The organism is Pseudomonas sp. WP18 (genome assembly GCF_036689585.1).
GTDB classification, from domain to species: domain Bacteria; phylum Pseudomonadota; class Gammaproteobacteria; order Pseudomonadales; family Pseudomonadaceae; genus Aquipseudomonas; species Aquipseudomonas chlororaphis_E.
This window is the reverse complement of sequence record NZ_CP144758.1, coordinates 2,675,799-2,700,291: the sequence shown is the minus strand read 5'-3', so window position 1 is coordinate 2,700,291 and position 24,493 is coordinate 2,675,799. Positions and strand designations below refer to the sequence as shown.

Annotated in this window: 27 protein-coding genes; 6 read left to right on the top strand and 21 right to left on the bottom strand. The window is 63.0% G+C overall.

Annotated elements, in window-relative coordinates:
• Positions 1 to 26: 26 nt before the first annotated feature.
• The 7 genes from V5F23_RS12055 to msuE form a co-directional block, all read right to left on the bottom strand.
• Positions 27 to 1,352, bottom strand: a complete 1,326-nt coding sequence (locus V5F23_RS12055) for an ABC transporter substrate-binding protein (RefSeq protein WP_338498535.1) — start codon at positions 1,350 to 1,352, stop codon at positions 27 to 29.
• A gap of 53 nt (positions 1,353 to 1,405) precedes the next feature.
• Positions 1,406 to 2,473: a branched-chain amino acid ABC transporter permease gene (locus V5F23_RS12050; RefSeq protein ID WP_042730250.1), complete on the bottom strand. Its 1,068-nt coding sequence runs from the start codon at positions 2,471 to 2,473 to the stop codon at positions 1,406 to 1,408.
• 14 nt (positions 2,474 to 2,487) lie between these two features.
• Positions 2,488 to 3,369, bottom strand: coding sequence for a branched-chain amino acid ABC transporter permease (locus V5F23_RS12045; RefSeq protein ID WP_042730249.1), 882 nt, complete (start codon positions 3,367 to 3,369; stop codon positions 2,488 to 2,490).
• A 67-nt stretch (positions 3,370 to 3,436) separates the two neighbouring features.
• Positions 3,437 to 4,219 (bottom strand): ABC transporter ATP-binding protein, encoded by a 783-nt coding sequence (locus V5F23_RS12040; protein WP_042730248.1) that lies wholly within the window; start codon positions 4,217 to 4,219, stop codon positions 3,437 to 3,439.
• 12 nt (positions 4,220 to 4,231) lie between these two features.
• Positions 4,232 to 5,392, bottom strand: a complete 1,161-nt coding sequence (locus tag V5F23_RS12035; protein ID WP_338498534.1) for an AMP-binding protein — start codon at positions 5,390 to 5,392, stop codon at positions 4,232 to 4,234.
• Positions 5,393 to 5,406: 14 nt separating this feature from the next.
• Complete coding sequence (gene sfnG / locus V5F23_RS12030) at positions 5,407 to 6,504, bottom strand: dimethylsulfone monooxygenase SfnG (RefSeq protein ID WP_042732304.1); 1,098 nt, start codon at positions 6,502 to 6,504, stop codon at positions 5,407 to 5,409.
• Between the two features lie 37 nt (positions 6,505 to 6,541).
• The gene (gene msuE / locus V5F23_RS12025; RefSeq protein ID WP_042732303.1) at positions 6,542 to 7,105 is read right to left on the bottom strand and encodes an FMN reductase; all 564 of its coding nucleotides are present in this window, start codon (positions 7,103 to 7,105) and stop codon (positions 6,542 to 6,544) included.
• Positions 7,106 to 7,510: 405 nt separating this feature from the next.
• On the opposite strand from msuE, the gene V5F23_RS12020 reads away from it, so the two are divergent.
• Positions 7,511 to 8,755 carry an acyl-CoA dehydrogenase family protein gene (locus V5F23_RS12020; RefSeq protein ID WP_338498529.1) on the top strand — a complete coding sequence of 415 codons (1,245 nt, stop codon included), beginning with the start codon at positions 7,511 to 7,513 and terminating at the stop codon, positions 8,753 to 8,755.
• A 329-nt stretch (positions 8,756 to 9,084) separates the two neighbouring features.
• Here V5F23_RS12020 and V5F23_RS12015 read toward each other — a convergent pair.
• The 3 genes from V5F23_RS12015 to V5F23_RS12005 form a co-directional block, all read right to left on the bottom strand.
• Positions 9,085 to 10,232, bottom strand: a protein-coding gene (locus tag V5F23_RS12015; protein ID WP_144419424.1) for an IS3 family transposase whose coding sequence is annotated in 2 segments (ribosomal slippage) — positions 9,085 to 9,977 and positions 9,977 to 10,232 — 1,149 coding nt in all. Because the reading frame shifts where the segments join, the coding sequence is not laid out codon by codon here.
• Between the two features lie 344 nt (positions 10,233 to 10,576).
• Complete coding sequence (locus tag V5F23_RS12010; protein WP_123578086.1) at positions 10,577 to 11,071, bottom strand: DUF2269 domain-containing protein; 495 nt, start codon at positions 11,069 to 11,071, stop codon at positions 10,577 to 10,579.
• Between the two features lie 3 nt (positions 11,072 to 11,074).
• Positions 11,075 to 12,202 carry a saccharopine dehydrogenase NADP-binding domain-containing protein gene (locus V5F23_RS12005; protein WP_123578085.1) on the bottom strand — a complete coding sequence of 376 codons (1,128 nt, stop codon included), beginning with the start codon at positions 12,200 to 12,202 and terminating at the stop codon, positions 11,075 to 11,077.
• Positions 12,203 to 12,338: 136 nt separating this feature from the next.
• On the opposite strand from V5F23_RS12005, the gene V5F23_RS12000 reads away from it, so the two are divergent.
• Positions 12,339 to 12,716 (top strand): hypothetical protein, encoded by a 378-nt coding sequence (locus tag V5F23_RS12000; RefSeq protein WP_053144914.1) that lies wholly within the window; start codon positions 12,339 to 12,341, stop codon positions 12,714 to 12,716.
• A gap of 103 nt (positions 12,717 to 12,819) precedes the next feature.
• Here the strand turns inward: V5F23_RS12000 and V5F23_RS11995 are convergent, their stop codons facing one another.
• The 3 genes from V5F23_RS11995 to V5F23_RS11985 all read right to left on the bottom strand — a co-directional run bounded on the left by V5F23_RS11995 (position 12,820) and on the right by V5F23_RS11985 (position 15,160).
• Complete coding sequence (locus V5F23_RS11995) at positions 12,820 to 13,746, bottom strand: Gfo/Idh/MocA family oxidoreductase (RefSeq protein ID WP_042732770.1); 927 nt, start codon at positions 13,744 to 13,746, stop codon at positions 12,820 to 12,822.
• A gap of 97 nt (positions 13,747 to 13,843) precedes the next feature.
• Entirely contained in the window at positions 13,844 to 14,632 is a 789-nt protein-coding gene (locus tag V5F23_RS11990; protein WP_123578083.1) for a DeoR/GlpR family DNA-binding transcription regulator, read from the bottom strand.
• Positions 14,633 to 14,818: 186 nt separating this feature from the next.
• The gene (locus V5F23_RS11985; RefSeq protein WP_042732772.1) at positions 14,819 to 15,160 is read right to left on the bottom strand and encodes a lipoprotein; all 342 of its coding nucleotides are present in this window, start codon (positions 15,158 to 15,160) and stop codon (positions 14,819 to 14,821) included.
• Between the two features lie 178 nt (positions 15,161 to 15,338).
• On the opposite strand from V5F23_RS11985, the gene V5F23_RS11980 reads away from it, so the two are divergent.
• On the top strand, positions 15,339 to 15,575 hold the full coding sequence (locus V5F23_RS11980; RefSeq protein ID WP_042732773.1) for a hypothetical protein: 237 nt from the start codon (positions 15,339 to 15,341) through the stop codon (positions 15,573 to 15,575).
• A gap of 16 nt (positions 15,576 to 15,591) precedes the next feature.
• Here V5F23_RS11980 and V5F23_RS11975 read toward each other — a convergent pair whose 3' ends face one another.
• Positions 15,592 to 16,500: a hypothetical protein gene (locus V5F23_RS11975; protein WP_338498525.1), complete on the bottom strand. Its 909-nt coding sequence runs from the start codon at positions 16,498 to 16,500 to the stop codon at positions 15,592 to 15,594.
• Between the two features lie 186 nt (positions 16,501 to 16,686).
• Positions 16,687 to 17,256, bottom strand: a complete 570-nt coding sequence (locus tag V5F23_RS11970) for an FAD-dependent oxidoreductase (protein ID WP_338498524.1) — start codon at positions 17,254 to 17,256, stop codon at positions 16,687 to 16,689.
• A gap of 278 nt (positions 17,257 to 17,534) precedes the next feature.
• On the opposite strand from V5F23_RS11970, the gene V5F23_RS11965 reads away from it, so the two are divergent.
• Positions 17,535 to 17,786 carry a hypothetical protein gene (locus V5F23_RS11965; RefSeq protein ID WP_338498522.1) on the top strand — a complete coding sequence of 84 codons (252 nt, stop codon included), beginning with the start codon at positions 17,535 to 17,537 and terminating at the stop codon, positions 17,784 to 17,786.
• Between the two features lie 44 nt (positions 17,787 to 17,830).
• On the opposite strand, the gene V5F23_RS11960 is transcribed toward V5F23_RS11965, so the two are convergent.
• Entirely contained in the window at positions 17,831 to 18,166 is a 336-nt protein-coding gene (locus tag V5F23_RS11960) for a carboxymuconolactone decarboxylase family protein (RefSeq protein ID WP_042730161.1), read from the bottom strand.
• A 17-nt stretch (positions 18,167 to 18,183) separates the two neighbouring features.
• Positions 18,184 to 18,957 (bottom strand): SDR family NAD(P)-dependent oxidoreductase, encoded by a 774-nt coding sequence (locus tag V5F23_RS11955; RefSeq protein WP_047735423.1) that lies wholly within the window; start codon positions 18,955 to 18,957, stop codon positions 18,184 to 18,186.
• A 174-nt stretch (positions 18,958 to 19,131) separates the two neighbouring features.
• Here V5F23_RS11955 and gcvA point away from each other — a divergent pair, with 174 nt between their 5' ends.
• Entirely contained in the window at positions 19,132 to 20,064 is a 933-nt protein-coding gene (gene gcvA, locus V5F23_RS11950) for a transcriptional regulator GcvA (protein WP_338498519.1), read from the top strand.
• Here gcvA and V5F23_RS11945 read toward each other — a convergent pair.
• Both V5F23_RS11945 and V5F23_RS11940 read right to left on the bottom strand, forming a co-directional pair.
• Complete coding sequence (locus tag V5F23_RS11945) at positions 20,053 to 20,691, bottom strand: cupin domain-containing protein (RefSeq protein ID WP_052497376.1); 639 nt, start codon at positions 20,689 to 20,691, stop codon at positions 20,053 to 20,055. The genes gcvA and V5F23_RS11945 overlap by 12 nt on opposite strands.
• The gene (locus tag V5F23_RS11940; protein ID WP_042730158.1) at positions 20,691 to 21,434 is read right to left on the bottom strand and encodes an SDR family oxidoreductase; all 744 of its coding nucleotides are present in this window, start codon (positions 21,432 to 21,434) and stop codon (positions 20,691 to 20,693) included. Before V5F23_RS11940 ends, V5F23_RS11945 begins: the two co-directional genes overlap by 1 nt.
• Positions 21,435 to 21,679: 245 nt before the next feature.
• Here V5F23_RS11940 and V5F23_RS11935 point away from each other — a divergent pair, with 245 nt between their 5' ends.
• Positions 21,680 to 22,558: a DMT family transporter gene (locus V5F23_RS11935; protein ID WP_042730157.1), complete on the top strand. Its 879-nt coding sequence runs from the start codon at positions 21,680 to 21,682 to the stop codon at positions 22,556 to 22,558.
• On the opposite strand, the gene V5F23_RS11930 is transcribed toward V5F23_RS11935, so the two are convergent.
• Complete coding sequence (locus V5F23_RS11930) at positions 22,539 to 23,045, bottom strand: cytochrome P460 family protein (RefSeq protein WP_047735427.1); 507 nt, start codon at positions 23,043 to 23,045, stop codon at positions 22,539 to 22,541. The two genes, V5F23_RS11935 and V5F23_RS11930, sit on opposite strands and share 20 nt — an antisense overlap.
• A 25-nt stretch (positions 23,046 to 23,070) precedes the next feature.
• The gene (locus V5F23_RS11925) at positions 23,071 to 24,408 is read right to left on the bottom strand and encodes an epoxide hydrolase family protein (RefSeq protein ID WP_338498516.1); all 1,338 of its coding nucleotides are present in this window, start codon (positions 24,406 to 24,408) and stop codon (positions 23,071 to 23,073) included.
• Between the last annotated feature and the right edge of the window lie 85 nt (positions 24,409 to 24,493).

Sequence of the window (24,493 nt, the reverse complement as noted above, 5' to 3'; positions counted from 1 at the left end):
GCACATGCGCTGATCGCCTTGATGCCTCAGGATTCCTTGCTGCAATCACGCGGGGTCAGGCCCTTTTCCCGGGCGTACTGATGGGACGATGCTTCGATGATCGGCCGCAGCAAGGCGCGGTCGGCCTGCACCCAGTCACTGATCAGCTTCCATTGGCTGCCGTCCCATTGCTGGAAGCGCACCGCGCCACCGCCTTCATGGTCCGAGCACGACAATTGCAACGGCTGCACCAGCCCTAGCGCTCCCAATTCCTTGAGCCGGGCGTCGTCGAGCTTGAGGTGCTCGAAGCCCCAGCGCACCTGCTCGCCGGTCAACGGCTGCTTGCCGAACTTCTGCTGGGCGATGCGCACGGCTTCGACGTTGAGGATGCCGTTGACCACGCCCAGGTTGTAATACACGGTGCCGAACCGCTTGGGGTCGGCCAGGTCGCCGTGACCTGCGTCGACCACTTGCTGCTTGATGCCCTGCAGGACCGGGAAGTCGGTGCCCGAAGGGTGCGTGGTGATGGCGATGAAGCCTTTGGCGGCGGCACCGGCTGGCGCGGCGTCATCCTCGGAGTTGCTCCAGATATTGCCGATGATGTGATCGGCCGGGAAACCGACTTTCTGCGCGGTCTTCAACGCCACCGGGTTCATCACGCCCCAGCCGCGCAGGATCACCCAATCGGGTTTTTCCCGGCGGATGTTCAACCATTGCGATTGCTGTTCGTTGCCCGGGTGCGGCACTTCCAGCAGGGTCAACGCAAAGCCGTACTTGTCGGCCAGGGTCTGCAAGACCTCGTTGGTTTCCTTGCCGTAGGGCGAGCCGTGGTACAGGGTGACGATCTTCAAACCCTTGAGCTTATCCAGCCCACCGGCCCGCTGACCGATGTAGTTGATGATCGCCGACACCTCGGAATACGGGTTCAACTGCAACGGGAAAACGTACGGGAACACGCTGCCGTCGGTGGAATCCGTGCGCCCGTGGTTGATGGTGATCAGCGGCAGTTTGTCGGCTGTCGAACGTTCCAGCGTGGCGTAGGCGATGCCCACCGACAGCGGGTTGGTCGCCGCTGCCGGCGCGCCGTTCAAGCCTTTCTTCAGGCGCTCGTAGCATTCGACGCCTTTTTCCACCACGTACTCGGTTTCGCATTCGCTCCAGGTCAGCTTGACGCCGTTCACGCCGCCGTTGGCATTGACGTACTTGAGGTAGTCGATAAAGCCGCCGAAAAACCCGCTCCCACCGGCCGCGTAAGGGCCGACGCGATAGCTTTGCAGCGGGAAGTACTGCTCGTTGTCCGCCTGGACAGTGAAGGCCGCGACGGTGAAGCTGAGCGCCAATGCCAGTTGGCTGGCGAGTGATCGTTTGAACATCGGGTTTTCCTTGTAGGTATCAGTCACTGCGAAAATGGGTAGGTGCACGTCCTTCAGTAGCGCAGCGGCCATCGCCGCGCGCGTTCGCGCAAGCGCCGCCAGAGGCGCGCCAGGCCTTCTGGTTCCTTGATCAGGAACAGGATGATCAGGGCACCGAAGATCATCTTCTGCAGGTTCTCCACCTGGCCGGCGTCGATCAGCCCGCCGGGCAGCAGCGCCGCCAGGTTCGAGAGCAGGATGGGAAACAGGACGATGAACGCGGCGCCGAGGAAGTTGCCCAGCAAGCTGCCGAGGCCGCCGATAATGATGATGAACAGGATCTGGAACGAACGATTGAGATCGAACCCATGGGGCTCCACCGTACCCAGGTACGCGAAGGCCCAGAGCGCACCGGCCACCCCGAGGAAAAATCCGCTGATGGCGAAGGCCAGCAATTTGGTCTTCGCCAATGGAATCCCGATGACCGCAGCAGCGGCGTCCATGTCGCGCACCGCCATCCAACTGCGCCCCAGTTCGCTGCGCACCAGGTTCTTGCCCAGCCAGAACAACGCCACCACCACACTCAGGGTGAGCAGGTAGCGCCCGGCCGGGGCGTCCAGGTTCCAGCCGAACACGCTCAGCGGCGGCGCGCTGATGACGCCCGAGGCGCTGTTGTTGGAAAACCAGCTATAGCGGGTCAGCGCCCAGGTCACGAAAAACTGCGCCGCCAGGGTCGAGACCAGCAGATAGAAGCCCTTGATGCGCAGGCTGGGCAAGCCGAACACCACCGCCACCAGTGCCGCCGTCAAGCCACCCAGGGCGATACTGACCAGCAATGGCAAGGCGCTGACGCGTATTTCCAGGTTGTAGGTGGCAAAGGCCCCCACCGCCATAAACGCCGCGGAACCGAGCGACAACTGCCCGGCGTAACCGGTCAGCAGGTTCAGCCCCAGGCCGGCCAGGGACAGCACCAGGAACGGAATCAGGATCGCGCTGAGCCAATAGTCGTTGCCGAGCCAGGGCACGCCGATGAAAGCCACCAGCAGCAAGGCGACGAGCCCGTGGCGATCCTGGCGCAGGGCGAAGACACGGCGGCCTTCAGCATAGTGCGTCGTGAACTGGCCGGCTTCTCGATAGAACATGCTGCTTTCCCCTTCTAGACTCGCTCGATGGCACGTTCGCCAAACAACCCCGCCGGACGCACCAACAGGAACAACAGCGCCAGCACGTAGGGGAACCAGTTTTCGATGCCGCTGCCGATCACCGGTCCGAGGTACACCTCCGCCAGTTTTTCCGAGGCACCGATGATCAGCCCGCCGACAATCGCGCCGCTGATGGACGTGAAGCCGCCGATGATCAGCACCGGCAACGCCTTGAGCACCACCAGCGACAGCGAAAACTGAACCCCCAGGCGAGCGCCCCAGAGCAGGCCGGCGACCAGCCCGACAAACCCCGCCACCGACCACACCACCACCCACACGCGCTGCAAGCGGATCCCCACGGCCAGGGCCGCCAGCGGATCATCGGCCACCGCTCGCAGCGCCAGGCCCAGCCGGGTGCGGTTGAACAGCCACGACAGCACCAGCACCAGCGACGCCGCCGTCAGTGCGGCGAACAGGTCGAACTGCGACAGCAACAGCCCTCCCAGTTCCAGCGGCTCGTCGCTGATGCCCAGTTCCAGGCCATGCACCTGCGCGCCCCACAGCGCCTGGGCGAAGCCTTCGATGACGTAGGACAGCCCGAGGGTGGCCATGAACAGCGTGATGGGCGAACGGTTGACCAGCGGGCGCAGCACCACGCGCTCCACCGCCACGGCGATGATCACCATCGCCGCCAGGCTGATGAGGAACGCCAGCCAGAAAGGCACGCCGCGCTCCAGGAGGCTGACGAAGGTCAGCGCGGAAAACAGCACCATGGCGCCCTGGGCAAAATTGAACACCCCGGAGGCCTTGTAGATCAGCACGAAGCCGATGGCGACCAGGGCGTACATCACCCCTGCCAGCAACCCGCCAATCAATACTTCAAAGAAAAATTCCATGCCTGTTCCTGTTCTGCGGGCACAACTTGCCTGCCTTCCCGGTCGGGAAAGCCTCCAATAGTGAATGTCAGTGGCGAGTGCCCAGGTAGGCCGAAATGACCTCGGGGTTCTGCCGTACCGCGTCGGGCGTGCCGTCACCGACCTTGCGACCGTAGTCCAGCACCACCACGTGGTGGCTGATGTCCATGACGACGCCGATGTCGTGCTCGATCAACACCACGGTGGTGCCCAGCTCACGGTTGATGTCGACAATGAACCGGCTCATCTGCTGCTTCTCGTCGGCATTCATCCCGGCCATGGGTTCATCCAGCAGCAACAGCCGAGGCTCCGCCGCCAGGGCGCGAGCCAGTTCCACCCGCTTCTGCAAGCCGTAGGGCAAGGTGCCGACCAGCACGTCGCGCCACGGCTGCAAGTGAAGGAACTCGATCACCCGCTCTGCCGCTTCGCGCTGCCGATCGTCCTCGTCCCGCGCCCGGCCGATGCGCAGGGCTTGTTCGATCCAGCTGCTGCGACGCTTGAGGTGACGCCCGGTGAGCACGTTGTCGAGCACGCTCATGCCCTTGAACAGCGCAATGTTCTGGAACGTCCGGGCAATGCCGCGTACCGCCACGTCGCGAGCACGCATGCTGCGCCGCTCCTGGTGGTCGAAGCGGATGCACCCGGCCTGGGCCTGGTAGACGCCACTGATGACGTTCAACAACGAACTCTTGCCGGCGCCGTTGGGCCCGATCAGGGCGCAGATTTCACCCGTGGCTACTCGGAAACTGATGTCGGTGACGGCTTTGACGCCCTTGAATGACAACGAAATATGTTCCAGTTCCAGCACATGCGTGGCGACAGGGTTTGTCATCGGCGCGGCCCCTCAAGCCAGTTGCGACTGGCGCTCGCGCCAATCATCGGGAGTCAGTTCCACAGGGGTTGGCGGTGCTTGCCAATGAGAGACATCACCCCAGTGGCGAACCTGGATCCCCAAGCGCTGGAAAAACGCCTGGGTCTCGGGCCGCAAGGCTTCCCCCACGACCAACGGAATGCGGGTACGGGTAAACCCGAGCACGTCGCGCAATGGCCGGCGGACCAACCAGCCTCCCAACTGCCGTTGCAACACGCCTGGCGCTGGCGCCAACGCCCAATCCACCAGCCTGCGCGCCCAGCCACCAGGCTTGGGCAAGCGCTCCAGCACGTACCCGTGCAAGCGCTCGTAGGTGTCCCGCGTACCGGCCACCAGCGTCGGGCCCAGCTCGCGCCGGTCACGATCACGGGTGGCCAGGCTCTCAGGAAAATTCAGGCAAAAACCCGCCACCAGCCAAGGCGCCAACAAGTAGCGGGCTTGTCCGCCCGAGGCAAACGCACGGGCAGCCAGCGCTTCGTCCTGCCGCCCGAGGGCTTCACGCGTCACCAGGCGTTCGCCGTCCTGCAACAGTTCGGCGTGGCTGAGACATTGCTGCTCAGGGCCCTGCGCACCTTGGCGAAAGAACACGAAGGCCGTTGGCTGAGCGTGCGTGGGCGGCGCCTGACTGGCAGTCGACTGGTGGGCCACCAGCGTCGCGTAATCCAACGCCTGCACCGCTGGCAGGGCCTGGGGCAGCCCGCGCGGATCGAGGTACACCAATACCTGCGCCGTTACCGATGCCGCTTGCAGGCGCAGGATTTCCTCGGCGCCCTCCACCAGGACGAAATCCGGTTGCAGGGCGCCGAGCAACTGCGTCTGCTCAGGCGCCGGTTCCAGTGGATCGAACAGGCTCGCCACGCCACCCAGCCATTGCGCAGCCAAGGCCGCGAGCAGCGCTTGCGGGCGGGGCCGGCTGATGATCGTCAGCGTCGCGCCCACCGAGAACCCCCGAGCCTGCAAGGCAGCGGCCAGGCGCTGCACCTCGTCGGCCAATTGGCCCCAAGTCCGCACCTGCCAGATGCCCAGGTGCTTGTGGCGCAGGGCGACGTCGGCACCATGCCGCCGCGCCTGGCGCTGCAACCACTGGTGCAAACTGGACGGCGAGTCGTCGTGTGTATCGGTGAGCGTCCCCATGTTCGCCTCCGCGCCTACGCCACCGCCGCCGTTCGGGTGGCGGCCTTGCGTTGTTCCAGTTCACGCACCAGCGGCAAGACCTTGCGCCCGAAATATTCGACCTCTTCCTGGAAGTGCAGGAAGCCGGCGAGCACCAGGTCGACCCCCACGGCCTTGAGCGCGACGATGCGTTCGGCGATCTGCTGTGGCGTGCCGATCAGGTTGGTCTTGAAGCCATCGTTGTACTGCACCAGGTCCTCGAAACTGGACTTGGCCCAGTTGCCCTCGCCTTCCGGGCTCGACTTGCCGGCCTGCTTGGCCGCGTCGCCAAAGGCGTTCACTGCCTCCGGGTCAGCCTGCTCGATGATCTGCGCGAGTACCGCACGGGCTTCCTCCTCGGTGTCGCGGGCGATGACGAATGCGTTCACCCCGACCTTGACCGTGTGCTGGTTGGCGGCGGCTTTGGCCCGCAGGTCATCGATCTGGGCCTTGACGCCTTCCACGGTATTGCCATTGGTGAAGTACCAGTCGGACACGCGCGCGGCCATGTCTCGCGCGGCGCGAGAGCTGCCGCCCTGGAAAATTTCCGGGTGCTGTTGCAACGGTTTCGGCTTGAGGGTGTAGTCGTGGAAGCGGTAGAAGTCACCGCGAAAGGTGAAGTTGTCAGTGGTCCAGATGCCCTTGAGGGCGGTGATGAATTCTTCGGAACGCCGGTAGCGCTCGTCATGCTCCAGCCACGGCTCGCCGATGGCGGTGAACTCCCCCTTGAACCAGCCGGACACCACGTTGATCGCCACGCGGCCGCCGGTCAGGTGGTCGATGGTCGCAATCTGCTTGGCCAGCACCGACGGCGTCCATGGCCCCGGTAGCACCGCGGCGATGACTTTCAGGCGTGTGGTGGCGGCCAGCAGGGCGTGACTGAACGCCACGGACTCATGCTGGTATTCGGCCCCGTAGCCGGCGGTGAAACGGACCTGGGACAACGCGTAGTCGAACCCCGCCGCTTCGGCGATCTGGGCCAGCTTGCGGTTGTAGTCGATACCCCAATCGGTGCGTTGTTCGATCTTGCTGACCACCAGCCCACCGCTGACGTTGGGCACCCAGTAGGCGAACTTGATTGTGTCCTGGCTCATTGCATGTACTCCACGGCTCATAGAAAGAAAGCGGTTGTCAGGCGGCGCTGGCGTTGCGCCGCACATCCACGGCAAGGCTGAGGGACGCGGCCTCGGCCGCGCGCTCGATGCGTTCCAGCAGTTGTGCGCTGGCGATTCGGTAATGGCTGAAATCCGTTTCAGAGGCATAGACCCCCACCGGTAAGGTCAGGGCCTGGAAGAACCCAAACAATGGCCGCAACTGGTGATCGATGACCAAGGCATGGCGCTCGGAGCCTCCCGTGGCGGCCACCAGCACCGGCACGTTCTTCAAGGCTTCGTGATGCACGAAGTCGAACAGGTGCTTGAACAGCCCGGTGTAGGAAGCCCGGTAGACAGGGCTCGCGGCGATCAGCAGATCGGCGCTTTCAATGGCTTGCAGGTCCGCCTGCACGGCAGCGGGCAAGGCCTCGCGCCGCAACACCCCGGCGAACTGCGGACCGACCTTCGCCAACTCGATCAGGCGTACCTCGATCGGCCGTTGCCGACCCAGGCTTTCCACCAGTGCCTTGACCAGTGCCAGGGTGCGCGAGGGTTGCTGCACACTGCCGGACACCGCCACCACGTTAAATTGCTTGCTCATCCGTTATCCCTTGCCGGTAGACGCCCCTTCAGCGTCTGCACAAGGTGTAGAGCAGCAACCGTGCCAGTTGAATATTTTCTTTATATTCAGCCAGTTAACACATCCAGACGAATCACCTCGCTGTCGCTCGACAGACAAGCTGTTGATCCACTGTTGCCCCACGAACACCCGGCGCTCGACAGGCCTGGGCGATGGCTGTTGCCCGGCGCACAGTGGCGCAACAGATTGTTCGCGGGAGGACAGTCGCGTTGCCCTCGACCGCGAATGGGGCCCGCATTTATGGGGGGTTGGTCGACGGGCATGGACTGTGCAATGGCCACTGACAAGCACGGCCCGTCAGTGAGTGAGCGCCTCGCTCACCCCGTTGGCCGGCACTCGCCTACTCGCCATCGAAGGAACACCACCATGACTGCACAGCAACAACACCTGCCCCCGACCCTTTCCAGCGGTACCGACTATGAAGCCCTGGCCGAGCGATTCCGGCCGATCTTCGTGCGCATCCAGGCCGGCGCGCTGGCGCGTGAGCAAACCCGCAGCCTGCCCTTTGAGCAGGTGCAATGGCTGAAGGAGGCCGGTTTTGGCGCCGTGCGCGTGCCGGTCGAATATGGCGGTGCCGGGGCCTCGTTGCCGCAGCTGTTGCAGTTGCTGATCGAACTGGCCGAAGCCGATTCCAACCTGCCACAGGCCTTGCGCGGACATTTCGCTTTTGTCGAGGATCGCCTCAATGCCCATGCAACCGAGCCACAAGACACCTGGTTCAAGCGCTTCGTCGAGGGTGACCTGGTGGGCAACGCCTGGACTGAAATCGGCGCGGTGAAGATCGGCGACGTCATCACCCGGGTGTCCCGTCATGGCGATCGATGGCAGGTCAACGGCACCAAGTACTACAGCACCGGCAGCATCTTTGCCGACTGGATCGACGTGTACGCCCAGCGCGATGACGACGGCTCCGACGTGATCGCCGCCGTCCAAGTGCACCAACCGGGCGTCAAGCTGAGCGACGACTGGGACGGCTTCGGCCAACGCACCACCGGCAGCGGCACCACGGTCTTCGAGCAGGCCTGGGTCGAGGCTGAACACATCATCGACTTCTCCACCCGCTTCAAGTACCAGACCGCGTTCTACCAGTTGGTCCTGCTGGCGGTGCAGGCCGGTGCCGGCCGTGCCGCGGTCCATGACTTCACCGAAAACGTACGCGCACGCACGCGAATTTTCAGTACCGGCAACGCCAGCACAGTGAGCCAGGACGTCCAGGTGCAACAAGTGATCGGCAAGGCCTCGGCCCAGGTCTATGCCGCCGAAGCCACCGCGCTGCGAGCGGCGAGCGCCGCTCAGCGGGCCTACGAGAGCCGGTTCAGCCAGGACGCCGAGGCTGAACACACCGCCAACATCGCCGCCGAACTGGAGTCGGCCCAGGCCCAGGTGGTCATCGCCGACCTGATCCTGCGCGCCACCAGCGACCTGTTCAACGCCCTTGGCGCCTCCGCCACCAGCACCACCAAGGCCCTCGACCGCCATTGGCGCAACGCACGCACCGCCGCCTCGCACAACCCGCTGATCTACAAGGAACGCATCCTCGGCGACTGGGAAATCAACGGCACCGAGCCGCCGTATGTCTGGCAGATTGGCGCAGGCTCCAAGCAAAGCTGAAGCCCCAGAAATCCCCCTGTTGGAGCTTGCTCGCGAAGCGGTGTATCTGACACAGGGATGTCGAATGGACCGCCGCCTTCGCGGGCAAGCCCGCTCCCACAAGTCCAGCGGTGTCCCTTCTATTGTGGAGACACCACAACACATTCTGTGGGAGCGGGCTTGCTCGCGAAAGCGGTGTATCTGCCACTGAGAGGCTGAATGGACCGCCGCCTTCGCGGGCAAGCCCGCTCCCACAAGTCCAGCGGTGTCCCTTCTATTGTGGAGACACCACAACACATTCTGTGGGAGTGAGGTGGTCAATTTTTTCCGGACACCTCAATCGGTGTTTTTCAGGCTGCTTGCCGCTCATACTGATTGGGCGGCAAATAGCCCAAGGATGAATGGATTCGCCTTCCGTTATAGAACCGCACGATGTAGTCCGTGATGTCTTTGATCGCTTCGCCATGGTTGGCGTAATCCTTGCGCCAAACACGCTCCATCTTCAGATTCAAGAAGAAGCGCTCCATGACCGCATTGTCCCAGCAGTTGCCCTTGCGACTCATGCTGCAACGCATTCCATGTCGCGTCAGCAAGTTCTGGTAATCCGTACCGGCATACTGGCTGCCTCGATCCGAATGAGCGATCAAGCCCGGTTCAGGTTGTCTCTGCGCGATGGCCAGTTGCATCGCACTGCATACCAACTCTGCTCGCATGTGGGGTGCCATGGCCCAGCCCACGATTTTGCGTGAGTACAGGTCCATGACGGCCGCCAGGTACAGCCAGCCGCTGCGGGTACGGATGTAGGTGATGTCAGCGACCCACGACTGGTTGATGCGCTCGGGATTGAACTGGCGATTGAGCAGGTTCTCAGCCACCGGAAAATTGTGATTGCTGTCAGTGGTATGAACGAACTTGCGCTTCCAAATCGGACGCAAATCCTGTTGTTTCATCAGGCGGCGGACCTTGTTCCGTCCAACGGAGACGCCAGTGTCACGCAGCGCTTTCACCAAACGACGGCTGCCATAACAGTGTTCATTGGACACGAAGGCAGCCTTGAGCTGAGCGGAAACCGAGCACACAGGTTTTGGCTTCAAACGCCGCTGACGAGCTTCGTAAAACCCCGAACGACTGATCCGCAACACCCGGCAGATACGCGCCACCGGGTAGGCCTTGCATTGGACTTGGTGAACCAACTGGTGGATCACTTCAACTCGCGGGCAAAGAAGGCCGTAGCTTTTTTTAATATGTCATTATCCGTCTTCAGTTCGCGGACTTGCTGTTCAAGCTGGCGAATACGCTGCTGGTCGCTGGTCAATGGTTTGCCAATCCCCGTACCGCCCGACTGCTCGGTTTGATACTGCTGAACCCAGCGGCGCACGGCGGTATCGCTCAGGCCTAAATCGGTACAAACCGAGTTCACGCTCAGACCTTGATCAACAACCATCTTGCAGACCTTCAGCTTGAACTCGGCGTCGAATTTTCTGTACTTCTTAGTCATGGAATATTCCTCAATGAGTGTAGTTTCACCCATTGAGGTGTCCGGGGCTATTAGACCAGCTCAGAGCGAGCTTGCTCGCGAAAGCGGTGTATATGCAACTGAGAGGCTGAATGGACCGCCGCCTTCGCGGGCAAGCCCGCTCCCACAGGTTCAGCGGTTTCCCCTTCTATTTTGGACACACCACGACGCCTTCTGTGGGAGCGAGCTTGCTCGCGAAAGCGGTGTATATGCAACTGAGATGCTGAATGAACCGCCGCCTTCGCGGGCAAGCCCGCTCCCACAGGTTCAGCGGTGACCCTTCAGCACACCTGCCACAAGTCCGTCGGCCTATTCAGGCTTTTGCGCTAGCGCAGAAACAATCCGACCCACTCGCCCGGCGTCATCTTGGTCACCATCATCGACACGATCACGAACATCCCGGAAAACCCGGCAACCCCCATCCAGAACCACTGCCGGTACACCCGGCGGTAGGCCTGCGCCAGCCCTTCCCCACGCTCCGCTGCGCTCGACGCCATGTGTTGCAGGCGCTTCTGCAGCACCAATACCGGCAGCCAGAGCATCCCCACGCAAAGGAAGATGATCAGCGAGATGAGCACCCAGCCCGTGGTCAGGGAAAGCCCAGCCAGGCTCACCAGCCAATACCCCGTGGCAATCTGGATGAAGCCGGCCGGCGTGGTGATCCAGGCGTCGTACCGCACCACCGTCCGGGCCACGTGGGCGATGACCTGCGGATTGGCCGTGCGGCTGGCGGCAATCAGGTACAGGTAGGAACCCATGCCGAACCCGAACAGAAAAATGGCAGCGATGACATGGAGGTACTTCAGGCCCAAATAGAGCATGGCTCAGCGCTGCCCATCGGCGACGTGCACCGAGATCGACAAGTTGACCGGGTCGTTGATGGCGGCCATGTACTCGTCCACCGTGATCTCGCCGACACACGCCCGGGCGCCGGGTTCGGGCCTGTAGCCCTGGGCGATCTTGGTCGCCAGGGCCACGGCGGCACAACTCGGGATCTCCGGCCCCTTGTCGTTCAAGGCCGTCAGTTGCACGGTCAGGGACAACGGTCGCCCATCGACACCCACACCCCGGACATCCAGGTACATGGCACTCTTGCCGTCGCCGAAGCGTTCGAACCAGGTGCCCCAACGATGCAACCGGGCGGCCCAGGGGCGATGGTCGCGAACCCAGCCCATTTTCATCGCCTGGGCCAGCAGGCCGTTGGCGACACCGCCCAGCTTCAGCCCGGCACCGGCCTTGAAACTCAGGGTCCGGGCGCCATAGCGATGGGCGAAAATGTCCATGTCCGGCACGTCGACGTTCGACAGCAGCCGTGTGCCCAGTGACTGCATCCTGCGCAGCGTCAGGTCTTGCCAGCCCAACACCTCATGGACCTGGCCATCCCTGAGTTGCTTGATGGGTTTGCCTGCGTAGGCCAGGACGCCCTCGATGGTCGACAGCCCCGGCATCTTGGCCGACGAGGAAATGCCATGCTCGATCGAGTCGATACGTTGGAAACGATGCCGATGCTCATCGATCAACGCAGCCGACAGCGACGGCACCGAACTGCAACCACTGAGGATCGCGACGCCGGCTTGCCGGGCCTGTGCGTCGAGCACGCCAATGCCGTTGACGAAGGTGCGGCAGTCCGAGAGGTCGCAGTAGTGGACGCCGGCCTCGATACAACTCTGGGCAATCCGATAGGATTGGCCTTGGAAGGGGCCGCCGGTGTGGATGACCAGGTCAATGTTCATTTCTCCCAGGACCGTGCTGAACCCTTCTCCCATGGCGTCGCCACACCAACGCTCACAGACGTTGCCCGATTGTGCTTTCAACTCATCGGCCTTACGCAGTAACTTGTCCGGGTCACGCCCGGAGATCACCACCTCGATGCCCGGCGTCACGATCAGATGCCGGCAAACGATACTGCCGAAGTTTCCATAACCACCGATTACCATCACCCTGAGTGTCATTTTCCTTCCCTACAGCCACAGTGGTAGCCGCCATGATATCCCACGCGTTTCCCGGTATTGGTGATTTTGATCGAACCCTTGCCGCCCACTCCAGGATCATGAACGACCTGGACCTCACATCGAAGGCAAGGCAAGCATGAGCAGACAAACAGCCGCCTGTGCCCTGGCACTGACCGCGCTCTCGACCCTGTGCGCACCGGCACACGCCGGCACCTGGCAGATCTGCCGCCTGGAGCTGCACATTGTCGAGGTGGTGAAAAAGCCGTATCCGCAGCTGGAAGCAAGGGTCGCCAGGGCCAGCCCGGCGTCAGCCACGGTGGAGTGCCCGCCGCAAGGGTCGACGATCAGGTTCATCCCTGAAACCCCCGACTACCAGAGCACACTGCCCCGCCGCCAGTGGCCTGCCAAGGGCCAGTCGATGCGGGTCGACTACCGCTACCTCGATGGCATCTGCAAAGGCGATGGCAACCAGCATCCGTGCCGTATCAAGCATTATCCGCTGGCAGGCCATTGACGAAACGTCACTGAATCTGTGGCGAGGGCGCTGGCTCCCGTTGGAGTGCGCCGCACTCACAAAAAAGGGAGCGGCCACGCAGCGCGCTCGCCACGCGCCATTGTCAATCGTAGAACGGCGCCACCAGCGTCCGGCTGCCGACAAAGAAACTGTCTGCCACCAACCGCAGCGGTTGCAGGTCCATGTCGCTGGCCTTGTCCGCGATCAGTTGCTGGAAATGCCGGTACACCGCCGCATATTCCCCTTCATCGGCCACCGCCTGGCGCACGCCGTCGAGACTCAGCACAGCCCCCCCGTTATCCAGGCGCAAAGTGCCTTCGGTGCAGCGAATCTCGATGCTCCAGAGTTCATCATGGCCATGGTCGAAGTCGAACTCCGCGCGGATATCCAGGCGCCGCGCATCGGACATCCTGAGGCTGGCGGCGATGGGCGACTGGCAGTTGTCCGGGACGCGCAACTCGGCAGATTCGACGAACAACGGCAGCGCCAGCAGATGAGTCGCAATGGACAAGGCATTGATACCCGGATCGAAGACCCCCAAGCCACCGGGTTGCCAGATCCAGGCCTGGCCGGGGTGCCATTTGCGCACGTCTTCCTTCCAGTCGATCTGCACGCTTTGCAGGGTGCGGGTGGCCAGCCATTCACGGGCGACCTCGATACCGGGGGCGTAACGCGAGTGCCAGGCGAACAGGCCGCTGACGCCTTGCTCGCGGGCTTGATCCACCAGCGCCATGGCTTCGCCCAGCGTGGCGCAAGGTGGCTTTTCCACCAGGACATGTTTGCCGGCCGCCAGGGCCTCTTGCACCAGGGCGAAGCGCCCCTGGGGCGGCGTGCAGAAGGCAATCGCATCGACCTGCGGGCCCTTCGCGAGCAAGTCACCCAGGGAGCGGAAATTCTCGACCCCGGCGCAAGGCTGCCCCTGCGTGGCGACGGACACCAGCTGGAAAGCGGGATTGGCGAGGATGGCTGGAACATGTTGATCCTGGGCAATCTTGCCGTAGCCCACCAGAGCGAGACGAATCGGTTGCATCAATGACTCCTGATTTTTTTGTACTTGTGCCAGGGGCAGCAAACTAGCCCTAATTGCCGCGCTGGACAATGGGGCCGCCAGCGCTTTGACAAATCATTCAGCGCTGGGCACCCATCGCCGTCACCACATTGGAGACCCTGCCAAAGAACGGTTCCAGTCGCTCGCGCGGAGCATCATGCTCCACCACCAGGGCGGTCACCTCTTCGCACGAAGCCACCTGGTAATGGGCGACACTGGAGAGTTTTTCATTGGTGACGGCGGTCACCAACTGGCCGCTGGCCGCCGCCACCGCGCGCTTGAACTCAGCGTCGTCCAGGCCGAACGCCGTGACCCCGTTGTCCGGGTCAATGGCGCAGGCACCGAGAAAGCACAGGTCGAAACTGAACTGGCGCAACTGCTGCACCGCCGTCACCCCGATCACGCCACCGGCCACCGGGTTCACCCGTCCGCCCAACAGAATCACCTCGGCACAGGGCAGCTTCATCAACTGCACCGCAATCAACGGCGAGTTGGTGGCGACGGTCAACCGCAACCCTGGATCGATGGCGCAGGCAATGGCCAGGTTGGTCGAGCCGGCGTCGATGAACACATGCTGGCCCGCGCGCAGTAACGACGCCGCGGCCTGGCCGAGACTGCCCTTGCGCGCCGGGTCCTGCCGCACGCGCACGTCCATCGGTCGTTCGGCGGCGGGCAGCAATATGGCGCCACCGTAGACACGCTTGCACACCCCCGCCGCTGCCAATGCGCCAAGGTCGCGGCGTATGGAGTGTTCGGAAACATTGAATTCACTGGCCAGGTCAGCCGCGATCACCCGGCCATACCGGGCCAGGCGTTCACTGATCAGTTGCTGGCGCTCACCGGGAAACGCTTCGTGGGTGGATGTCATGGCAATAAACCTGCATAAACGAGCAACAATAATCACAAACGAGCAAAAATATGCCGGTTACAGCGCCAGTCGTCAAATCCTCTCGGAGTCGGCACAAAAAAAAGCCCCGCAGCCCAATAGGGTGCGGGGCAAGGGAATTGGTTGGTTGCGGCCAACCAAAGGAGCACGGTGGAGCGATTCTGTGACTCAGATGCAATCCTGCGCGGCGCGTTCAAAACTCGACGGCAGCAGGTTCGAGGCCAACAAGTGGCGCTCGTAGATGAACACCTTGCCGCCGTTTCCAGCCTTGTAGGCTTCCAGCACGTTGTCGGCCGACACTTTGCTCGGCACCACGATCCGGTAGCTGCGCTGGGTCTGCGACACCAGTGGATTCAACGCGCTGTCCTGCAATTTGGGCACGACGCATTCGGCGTATTGGGCTGGCGTCTTGCTGGTTTGCAGGGTCAGGGTCGGGTCATTCGGGGCGGAGGCGCACCCGGCGAGCAACGACGCGGCGAACGCCATGGACAGTAAAAATAAACGGCGCATCGGTGTAATCCTGAAAATAAAAGTGGACGGCGTGTTCGATGGCGCTGATTTTCCAATGATTGCCGTCAAAGCAGAACTTGCGTTTGATGATGGTCACTATTACTTCTAACAATAGTTGCGCAACGCACTGTGCCCTGCGCACCGAATAACACTGAAAAAAAACCGATGAGGGCCGTCCATGAGAACGTTTGACCTGATCCGCGATGCTGTACTGCCGGATTTCCGTGACCGGGTGAGCGACTACCTGGTCCAGTACGAAACGATCCTGCTGGACAAAGAGCCGGCCGACCCGGAGCTGGTGCGCGCCACCGCCCATCAGTTGCGCGGTTATCTGCGCGGCTTGAACACCACGCGGGTGTTGGGCATGGCCGATTGGGAGGAGCTGGATCGGCGGGTGGTGAACACGTGGTTATAGCGCCCGCCGCCGGTGTTCAGGTTTCGCCAGGAACCGAAGACGGCGTCGCGGCAACACTGTCCTGCGCTTTCTTCACCAGACGCTGCACCCACCCGGCCTCCTCGGCATCGACCACGCCGTAGCGGTTCGGCGGGAAAAAAAGCCAATGATGGGCGGCGTCAGCCAGGCGCTTGAGCTCATCGGCAGACAGCCAATACGCCGTGTCCAGCAACGGCAGCGGCGCGCCACTGAATCGTCGCCCCAGGCACAGCTGGGTGCGGGGCGCAAAAGCGATCGCTACTTGCTGGCAAGGGCGCATCTGCCGGTCAGGCGCCGGTTTTGTGCCGACCCTTGCATAGCTGAAGTTGCCCGGGTACTGCTCCTTGAGAACCAGCCAGTGACCGGCCTCGGTCCGGGCCACGACCCATTGCACGACGCCGCTGTCGTGCACGCATTCGAGCTTGCCGTGGGTCCATTGCATCAGCGTGTTGCAGTCGGGATCATAGTCGTTGGACCACAGGCTGATGCCAGAAACCAGCGTGTGGTGCTCAAGCTCGACCACGCCTCGATCCGGCATGGTCTGCCAGTAGCGCCGCGTGGGATCGCGGCTGTCGCGCCAAAAGTTGTGCAATACCCAGGCAGCCATGAACAGTCCTGCTGCGAGCGCAAGCCAGCCATGCCAGTCACCGATGGCCCGGTCGATATCCAGTTCAGGCGCCAGCAGTGACTGATAGAGCCACAGCCCGAGCAACACCCCCAACCCCGCCACAAACGGCCCCAGGCACAACGGCGCCATCAACACCTCGATCCAGCTGAAGCGATGCCCAGAGGCATGCACACGCGACCACGCCTGCTCCTGGGCAAGCATCGGCGCCTGCTCCCGTGGGCCAAGCGCCGGATCGGGGGTCTGGAAGCGTTTGTACAGGGTGTAAGGGTTATCCGCCATGGACCAGGTCGCGCTCCGGGAAATAATCGCCAGCCAACTGACGGGCCGATCCTCATGGCGAAGGCGCTTGCTCTCGCCGGGTGTACAGCCGCGCACCCTATCACGTCGCGGGATCTGGCGGATGGCTTTCAGGGTGGCTTCACAACCCGGCGCGAGCAAGCGCCCTCGCCACGGCGAGACGCAGGATCAACAGTGAGGCGATCCAAGTCGCCGGACACCTGTCTCTCCCGTCACCTCATCCAATGCCTTGTCGACGGCCGCCAGCGCACCCTCCATGTAGCCGCCCTGCTCGCCACCGGCCTCGCTGCCGATCCAGCGCAGAGCCTCGCTCCACGGTGCGTCGGGGGCACATTGCAGCTCGTGTCGACCGTGCCAGCCCGGCGAAACCTGATCGTCCGGCGTGGCGGTGAATGGATCGGCTGCCCAGTCATGGAAGAAGTCCTCGAGCGGGTCGGCCGCCTCTTCGCCAAACAGGCGTACCAGTTGCTCTCGGCATAGCGCTTTCAATGCCGACGCGCCCACACCGTTACGCCGCGCTGCGTCCATGCCCAAAAAACCGAACAGCGCAGCGCCCTGGTCGGTGCCGGCATCGTGGATTTCAGCCAGCGGCCCCACCCCGCTGAATGCATCACCGGACAGCCCTTGCTCCCGCCAAAACGGTTTGGCGTAGCGCGCAACGTACTTGGCGTGGGAAGCCATCCAGGTCGGGACATTGGCCATCTGCTGCATTTCCTGCCCGGACAGGGCGGGCACCATGCGCAGGTTTTTCCCAGGCGAGGCGGCAGCGCCAGCCAGAGATGGGTGTAATCGGCGGTATGGATACGCTTGTCGGAGAATGACAGGTGCACGCGTTCATCAACCCTTGCTACACCCGTCACCACAGCCGCCAGATGGACGCGTGTCTTGGGCAATGAAGCGGCAAGCGCCTGCACCAGGCGAGCCGTTCCGCCCTGGATGCGCATGGACACGTTGCCTGAGCGGTAGCCTTCGCGGCGGACTCGCTCGGTGGCCCAGCGCTCTATCAATGCATCGCCTTGCTCGTATTGCTGGAACACGGGCAATCCCAGCTCGGCCACCAGGGCGTGCATGCGCGGCTGGCAGTCCGGCCAGAACCAGGTCGGACCGAGGTCGAAGCCGCCAGTGGCGGTCGAGAGAATTCTTCCGCCCAGCCGATCGCGGGCTTCGAACAGCTCGAATTCCAGGCCAAGGCCATGCAGACGGTAGGCGGCGTAGACACCCGCCAGACCGGCGCCAACGATGGCAATCTTTTGTGTCGTCATGGGTGATCCTCGGAATGCGATGAAGGGCGCCATTGGCGCCCATCGCCGCTTCAGTGTTTCTCGAACGCCGACACCGCGTCGAACACCCGTGCGGTGTAGGTCAGTGCCGCGCCGGCGTTGAGCGAGATGGCAACGCCCAAGGCCTCGGCAATTTCTTCACGGGTTGCCCCATGCTTGAGTGCTGCTTGCACGTGAGAGGCGATGCAACCGTCGCAGCGGGTAGTGATCGCCACCGACAGCGCGATCAACTCGTGGATCTTCGGGTCCAGGTGTCGGGCCGGTGCACTGCCCAGTGCGCTCATGCCCCGCATGGTTTCCGGGGCAAGCCTGGCAAACTCACCGACGTTGTTCATCAACCCGGCGAAATACTCGTTCCAGTTCATCATACCTAACGACTCCTGTTTCAGTTGCGGCCGGCAGTCACGCCGCCATCGACCGGCAGCACGGTGCCGGTAATCCACGAAGCCTCCTGCGAGGCGAGGAACAGGATCGCCTCGGCCACATCGGCTGGCTGGCCATTACGGCCCAGCGGATGGAAAGCATTGAAGGTCGGCAGTACCGCCTTGACCTGATCAGCGTCCATGAAGGTGCCGTAGACCGGCGTCTCGACCACTGCGGGGGCCACGGTATTGATGCGGATGTTGGCGCTCGCCAGTTCCAGGGCCAGGTTGCGAGTCAGCGCGTGGACACCCGCGTTAGCGGCGGAATAGGCCGCCGACGGGGTAGCCCCGATGGCCTGGATGGCCCACAGCGAGCCGGTCTGGACAATCGCCCCGCCACCGCGCTTGAGCATGGCCCTGGCGGCCGCCTGGGCCATGAAAAATTTGCCCTTGAGGATGATGTCCAGGAAGGCGTCGTACTCGTGGGGTTCCACTTCAAGGAAGGGCTTGGGGCTGAAGATGCCGGCGTTGTTGATCAGAATATCCACCCCGCCGAACTCATTCACCGCGAGATCCACCAGCGCCTGGCCCGTGGCCGGCTGGGCGATATCGCCCGCGAGGGTGCGCACATTCTGGCCGGTCGCATCGATGTCCCGGGCAACCCGGGCGAGCTTGGCGGCGTCACGACCACCGATCACCACACGGGCACCGGCCTCGACCAGACGCTGGGCGACCTCCTTGCCAATGCCCGAACCACCACCGGTCACAATCGCGACCTTGTTAGAAAAACTTTTCATGCCTGGATTTCCTCATTGACTGGACGCAAGGGATAAAAATATCGAAGACCTTGGATCAATCCCCGTTTCTGCTATATTTCAGGGATCTATCTGAGGACTTGGTGTGCATTCTTCGCCAAAGCCCGCAACGTCACAACGCAGAAGATTTTGTTTTCCGGAATAGAAAAACTATCAATGACCAGCCCCGCTTACCTTAACGCGCTCCGTGCATTCGAGGCCGCAGCGCGACACCAGAGTTTCTCGGCCGCCGCGGCCGAGCTCAATGTCACTCCCGCAGCCGTTGGGCAACAGGTGCGTAATCTCGAGTCGTGGCTGGGCATCGCCCTGTTCGTGCGTTCGAGCAGCGGCTCGGCGCGCCTGATGCTCACTGACGCCGCTCGCGCGGCCCTGCCGGATATCAGGGAAGGGTTCGATCGTTTGTCCATAGGCCTTGCGCGGTTGAAGGACGCCAGCGTGCATGCCGGGCTGACCGTCACCGTAAGCCCGGCCTTCGCCTCGAAATGGCTACTGCCGCGGATCGAGCGCTTTCAACACGCCTACCCGACGCTGGACGTGCTGCTGGATACGAACGCCCGGTCCGTGGATTTCCAGGTCGAGCAGATTGACGTGGGGGTTCGCTACGGCGCGGGGAAATGGCCGGGGCTCACCGCCGTGCACTTGATGGACGAAGTGATCTTCCCGGTCTGCTCGCCGGATTTCCCGTTGCTTGAGGGTGGCCGTCTTGCAGCCGATGCCTTGGCGCAGTGCACGCTGATCCACGACCTGTCCATGGCCAACGACCGTGACTATCCCACCTGGCGCATGTGGCTGGACGCTTCCGGTTTCAACCAGATCAAGTCCGACCACGGCCTGCGGATCAACAATTCGGCTTCGGTACTGCAAGCGGCCATCGACGGCCAGGGCCTGGCACTCGCTCGCAGCGTCATGGTGCGCGACGACCTGGCGGCGGGTCGGCTGATCCGGCCGTTTGCGGACAAGGGCCTCGACTGCCCGCTGACCCAGGCTTACTACGCGGTGTACCGTCCCGAATGCAGTGAACTGCCCAAGGTCCAGGCCTTCAGGGACTGGCTGCTCGCCGAGGCCGGGCGCGCGGCCTCAGAGGCCTAGATCAGGCGAAGCGTCCTTGAGCCAGACCCGGGCACCTTGCGCGCCCGCCCTGGCTTCGAGAGGCTCGCCCGGCGGCAAGCGCATCCAGCCCAGGGGCTGCAAAGTGAAGTCCTCGCCCTGCAGTTCGCCTTCCAGCACCAGGAGTTCCAAGCCCCGCGGGTTGGCGTGCACATGAAGGCTGTCTGCCGGATAGCGTTGCGCGCAAACACGTTCGTACTCGCTCTCGAACAGCAGTTGATCGTCGCGTGCATCAAGCAGCACAACAAGTGGCTGCCGGTCCTGGCGATGAAACTGGCGCAAGCGCACGAAGATCATGCAGCCAGCGCTTGCTCCGGGAGCATGCCGGCTACCTGGAGGGTTGCGCACGTACGTGCCCGCCGGGTATCGACCATGCTCATCCTCGAAGACGCCCTCCAGCACCAGGAACTCTTCCCCGCCGCAATGGGTGTGCGCACTGAATGCACTGCCGGGTGCATACCGCACCAAGGAGGTGGCCCTTGCCTGTTCACCACCGACCCGATACAGCGGCCGCCGGTACACCCCTGCCAGTGGACTGCGGACCCACGGCTGCGTGGCACCCTGCACGATGGACCTGAGAGAGTGGTCTGCGTTGATCAACGGCTTCATCACAATTGCGCCCGCCCCCCGTCGACGACCATCTCGGCACCCAGCATGTAGCTGGACGCATCACTGGCCAGGAACAGCACTGCCGCGGCAATCTCCTCGGCCCGCCCCATGCGACCGATGGGCGCTTGCGCACCGACACGCTCGGCATAGGCGCGATACGCTTCGACGCTTTGATTGGGCTGATGATGAATGGGGGTCTCAATGGCGCCAGGGCTGACGGCGTTGACGCGGATGCGTCGTTCCAGCAACTCGGCCGAAAGCGTGCGCGCGAAGCTGCGCACGGCAGCCTTGGAGGCAGACAACAACGCCCGGCCTGGCGCACCGACCTGGTTCAGCCAGGACGTAGACAGGATGATCGCCCCCCCCGGACGCATGATCGGCTCAACGGCCTGCACCGAGAAAAAGACCCCTTTCACATTGATGTCCATGAGTTCGTCGTAGCGCTCCTCGGTGGTGCTCGACAACGGTGTGCCAAAGGCCACCCCGGCATTGGCGAAAAAGATGTCCAGGCCGCCGAACGCTTGCTCGACGGTCGCTGCCATCTGCCGCAGTTGCTCGCGTGATCGCACATCCGCCACCACCGTGATGACGCCGGGACCCAGCGCTCTGCGCGCCTGTTCCAATTTCTCCGCATCGCGGCCGGTGATCGCCACGCGCGCGCCCTGCTCCAGCAACTTCTGCGCCGTTGCCAGGCCGATGCCTGAATTGCCGCCCGTGATCAGGGCTATTTTTCCGGTGAGCATAGGACACTCCTGCAGCGAGCCGGGTGGTCGGGAACGTGGAGTGCATCGGCTCGCAAGTTCGCAGGATGGAACAAAGCCGGGCCATGGGACGACTGATTAAATCTATGCATGCGCCGTAGAAAATCTTTGTTGCGAGCATTCCACTACAAGGAAAAACATGTGGCCATCAGCGACCAAAGAGCCGGCCATCAAAGCCATCTCGGCGGCAATGCGAAAGTTTTTCTATCAAACGGAGCCTTCTGCCGATGACCACGATCACCCCCATCGGCCGACGCGAACGTCGTTTTCCCGGCTGGGTCTTCCAAGCGATGGTGTGCCTGGTGGCCTTTGCGGCCAATTCCATTTTTTGCCGGCAAGCGCTGATGCAGGATCAAATCGACCCTGCGTCATTCACCGCGATCCGCCTGCTCAGCGGTGCTGTGTTCCTGCTGTGCCTGATTCGGTCGCGCCAGCCTCGGCCTGCCATGGGCGGCAGTTGGCGGGCCGGTCTGGCGCTGTTTCTCTATGCTTACTTATTCTCCATTGCCTACGTCCGACTCGGTGCGGGCGTAGGCGCCTTGATCCTGTTCGGAGCCGTGCAGGTGACGATGTTCGCCTGCGCCTGGAAACAGGGCGAGCCGGTTCAGAAAAAAGCGCTGATCGGCATGTCCTTGGCCTTCTGCGGCCTGCTGGTCCTTTTACTACCGGGCGCCGACACCCCACCCATGGGCAGCGCCCTGCTCATGGCGGTCTCGGGAATGGCCTGGGGAGCCTACTCACTGCTCGGCAAAGGCTGCGCCAACCCACTCGCAGACACCGCCGGCAACTTTGCCAGAACCCTGGCAATGCTGTGTGTGCTCGGCCCGATCATGCTCCTTGGCAGCCACCCGCGCCTGAGCGTGCCCGGCGTGCTTTATGCGCTGGCTTCCGGCATCCTGGCCTCTGGCTGCGGCTACGCGCTCTGGTATGGCACGGTCAAGAAAATCAGCGCACAACACGCCGCAACGCTGCAGCTCGGCGTGCCCATCCTCGCCTCGCTGGGCGGCGTATGGCTGCTGGATGAACCCATGTCGATCCGCTTGTTGACGGTCTCCATCGTTGTGTTGGGCGGCATTGCACTATCACTTAGGGCGCGAATCGCGTGAAGACCCAATCATGGTTCTGGACCCGGGCCTGGTGGCAGGCGAAGCAGGTCTGGTGCTGTGCCTCATCGGCGGGCTTGCCGTTGATAAAGCGACCGAATCCCCAGCCGCCGGTCGACGCGTATCTCTGCGAGTCCTTGACCATCACCTGGACGGTAGTGGCCGCACCGGGGATCGAGGCCGGCTCGAACTCCGGCGACTGGACGTGCTTCCAGGCCAGCTTCACCAGCACCGTGCCGTCGGGGAACGGCAGGGTTGAATCCTGATAGGCCTTCATCGCCAGACCATTGCCCACCACGGCTCGAAGTTCGTTCAGCGGCGTGGCTTCCTGGGCCGGGGCGATCAGGGCCCATTGGCGATAGCCCTCGGGAAGTTTCACCCCATAGATCGGCGAAACCTCGCCGCCCCCGTCATCGCCCAGGACCAGGCCAGCCGTGCCCCATGTCGCGGCGGCCACGGCGGCGGACATCGCCAGATGCTTGAGTTTCATCGTTGCTCTCCTGTGTGCCGAACGGTTACTTCGTCGCGGCACGTAACGGCCGGAACGCTTCGCGCAACTCTTCGCTGAACAATTGCGGCTGCTCCCAGGCAGCGAAGTGCCCCCCCTTGCCGACCTCGCTGAAGTAGGACAGCGATGGATAGGCACGCTGGGCCCAGGTCTTCGGCGCGCGGTAGATCTCCTGCGGGAACACGCTGATCGCCACCGGGACCTTGATGTTCGTGGTTTTCTGCGCGGCGGCGCTGAAGTTATTGTTGTTGTTCTCCCAATAGAAACGGGAGGACGAGGCACCGGAGTCGGTCAGCCAGTACAAGCTGATGTCGTCGAGCATTTCATCGCGGCTGAGTACGCGCTCAGGCTGGCCGTCGCTGTCGGTCCAGGCCGCGAATTTCTCGTACATCCAGGCCGCCGTACCGGTGGGCGAATCGGCCAGCAGGTAACCGATAGTCTGCGGCCGGGTTACCATCATTGCGCCGTAGGCGGCATTGCGGCCGAAGAACGTGCTCAGCGAGCGGTAGGCCGTGCGTTCCGGTTCGGTGAGCCCGGCCGGGGCCGGATCGCCGCTGTTGATCGGTTTCACCAGCTCCGGCGGCACGGTCGCTGGCATGTTCAAGTGGATCCCCAGCAGTCCGGGTGGCGCCAGGCGCCCCAGGGCATCGGAGATCACAGAACCGTGATCGCCGCCCTGGGACACGTAATGGCTGTAGCCCAACCGCTTCATCAACACGTCCCAGGCTTTCGCCACTCGGTCGGGGCCCCAGCCCAGTTCGGTCGGCTTGCCGGAAAAACCATGGCCGGGAATCGAAGGGATCACCACGTCGAAGGCATCCTCGGCGCGACCACCGTAGGCAGTCGGGTCGGTCAACGGGCCGATCGTCTTGAGGAATTCGAATTGCGAACCCGGCCAGCCGTGGGTGAGGATCAGCGGCATCGCGTTGGGGTGGCGCGAACGCACGTGGATGAACTGAATGTCGACACCATCGATGGTGGTGACGAACTCCGGCAAGGCGTTGAGTCGGGCCTCTGCCTTGCGCCAGTCGTAGCCGTCGCCCCAATACTTGACCAACGCCTGCACCTGGGCCAGCTGCACACCCTGGGAGGTGTCGCTGACGGTTTCCTTGTCCGGCCAGCGCGTGGCGGCGATGCGCTGGCGCAGCTCGGCCAACTTGGCGTCATCGACGTGAATGCGGTACGGGCGAATGGCTTGCGACCCGGCCTGCGCGGCGCTGGCGGTGGGGTCCTGTGCGGCCGAGGCCTCGGCGCTGGCGGCGAGCACGGCAAGACCGAGCGCACTGGCCGCGCCGGCTGAAACCAGGTAACGCTGCCAGGTAAAAACGAGCGGGGCTGCAAGCATGGTGAATCTCCTTTTGATGCCCAGAGGGACGGCAACGGCCGTCCCGACGCAGGCCATTTAAGGCCCCATGGGTATCGCGGATGTG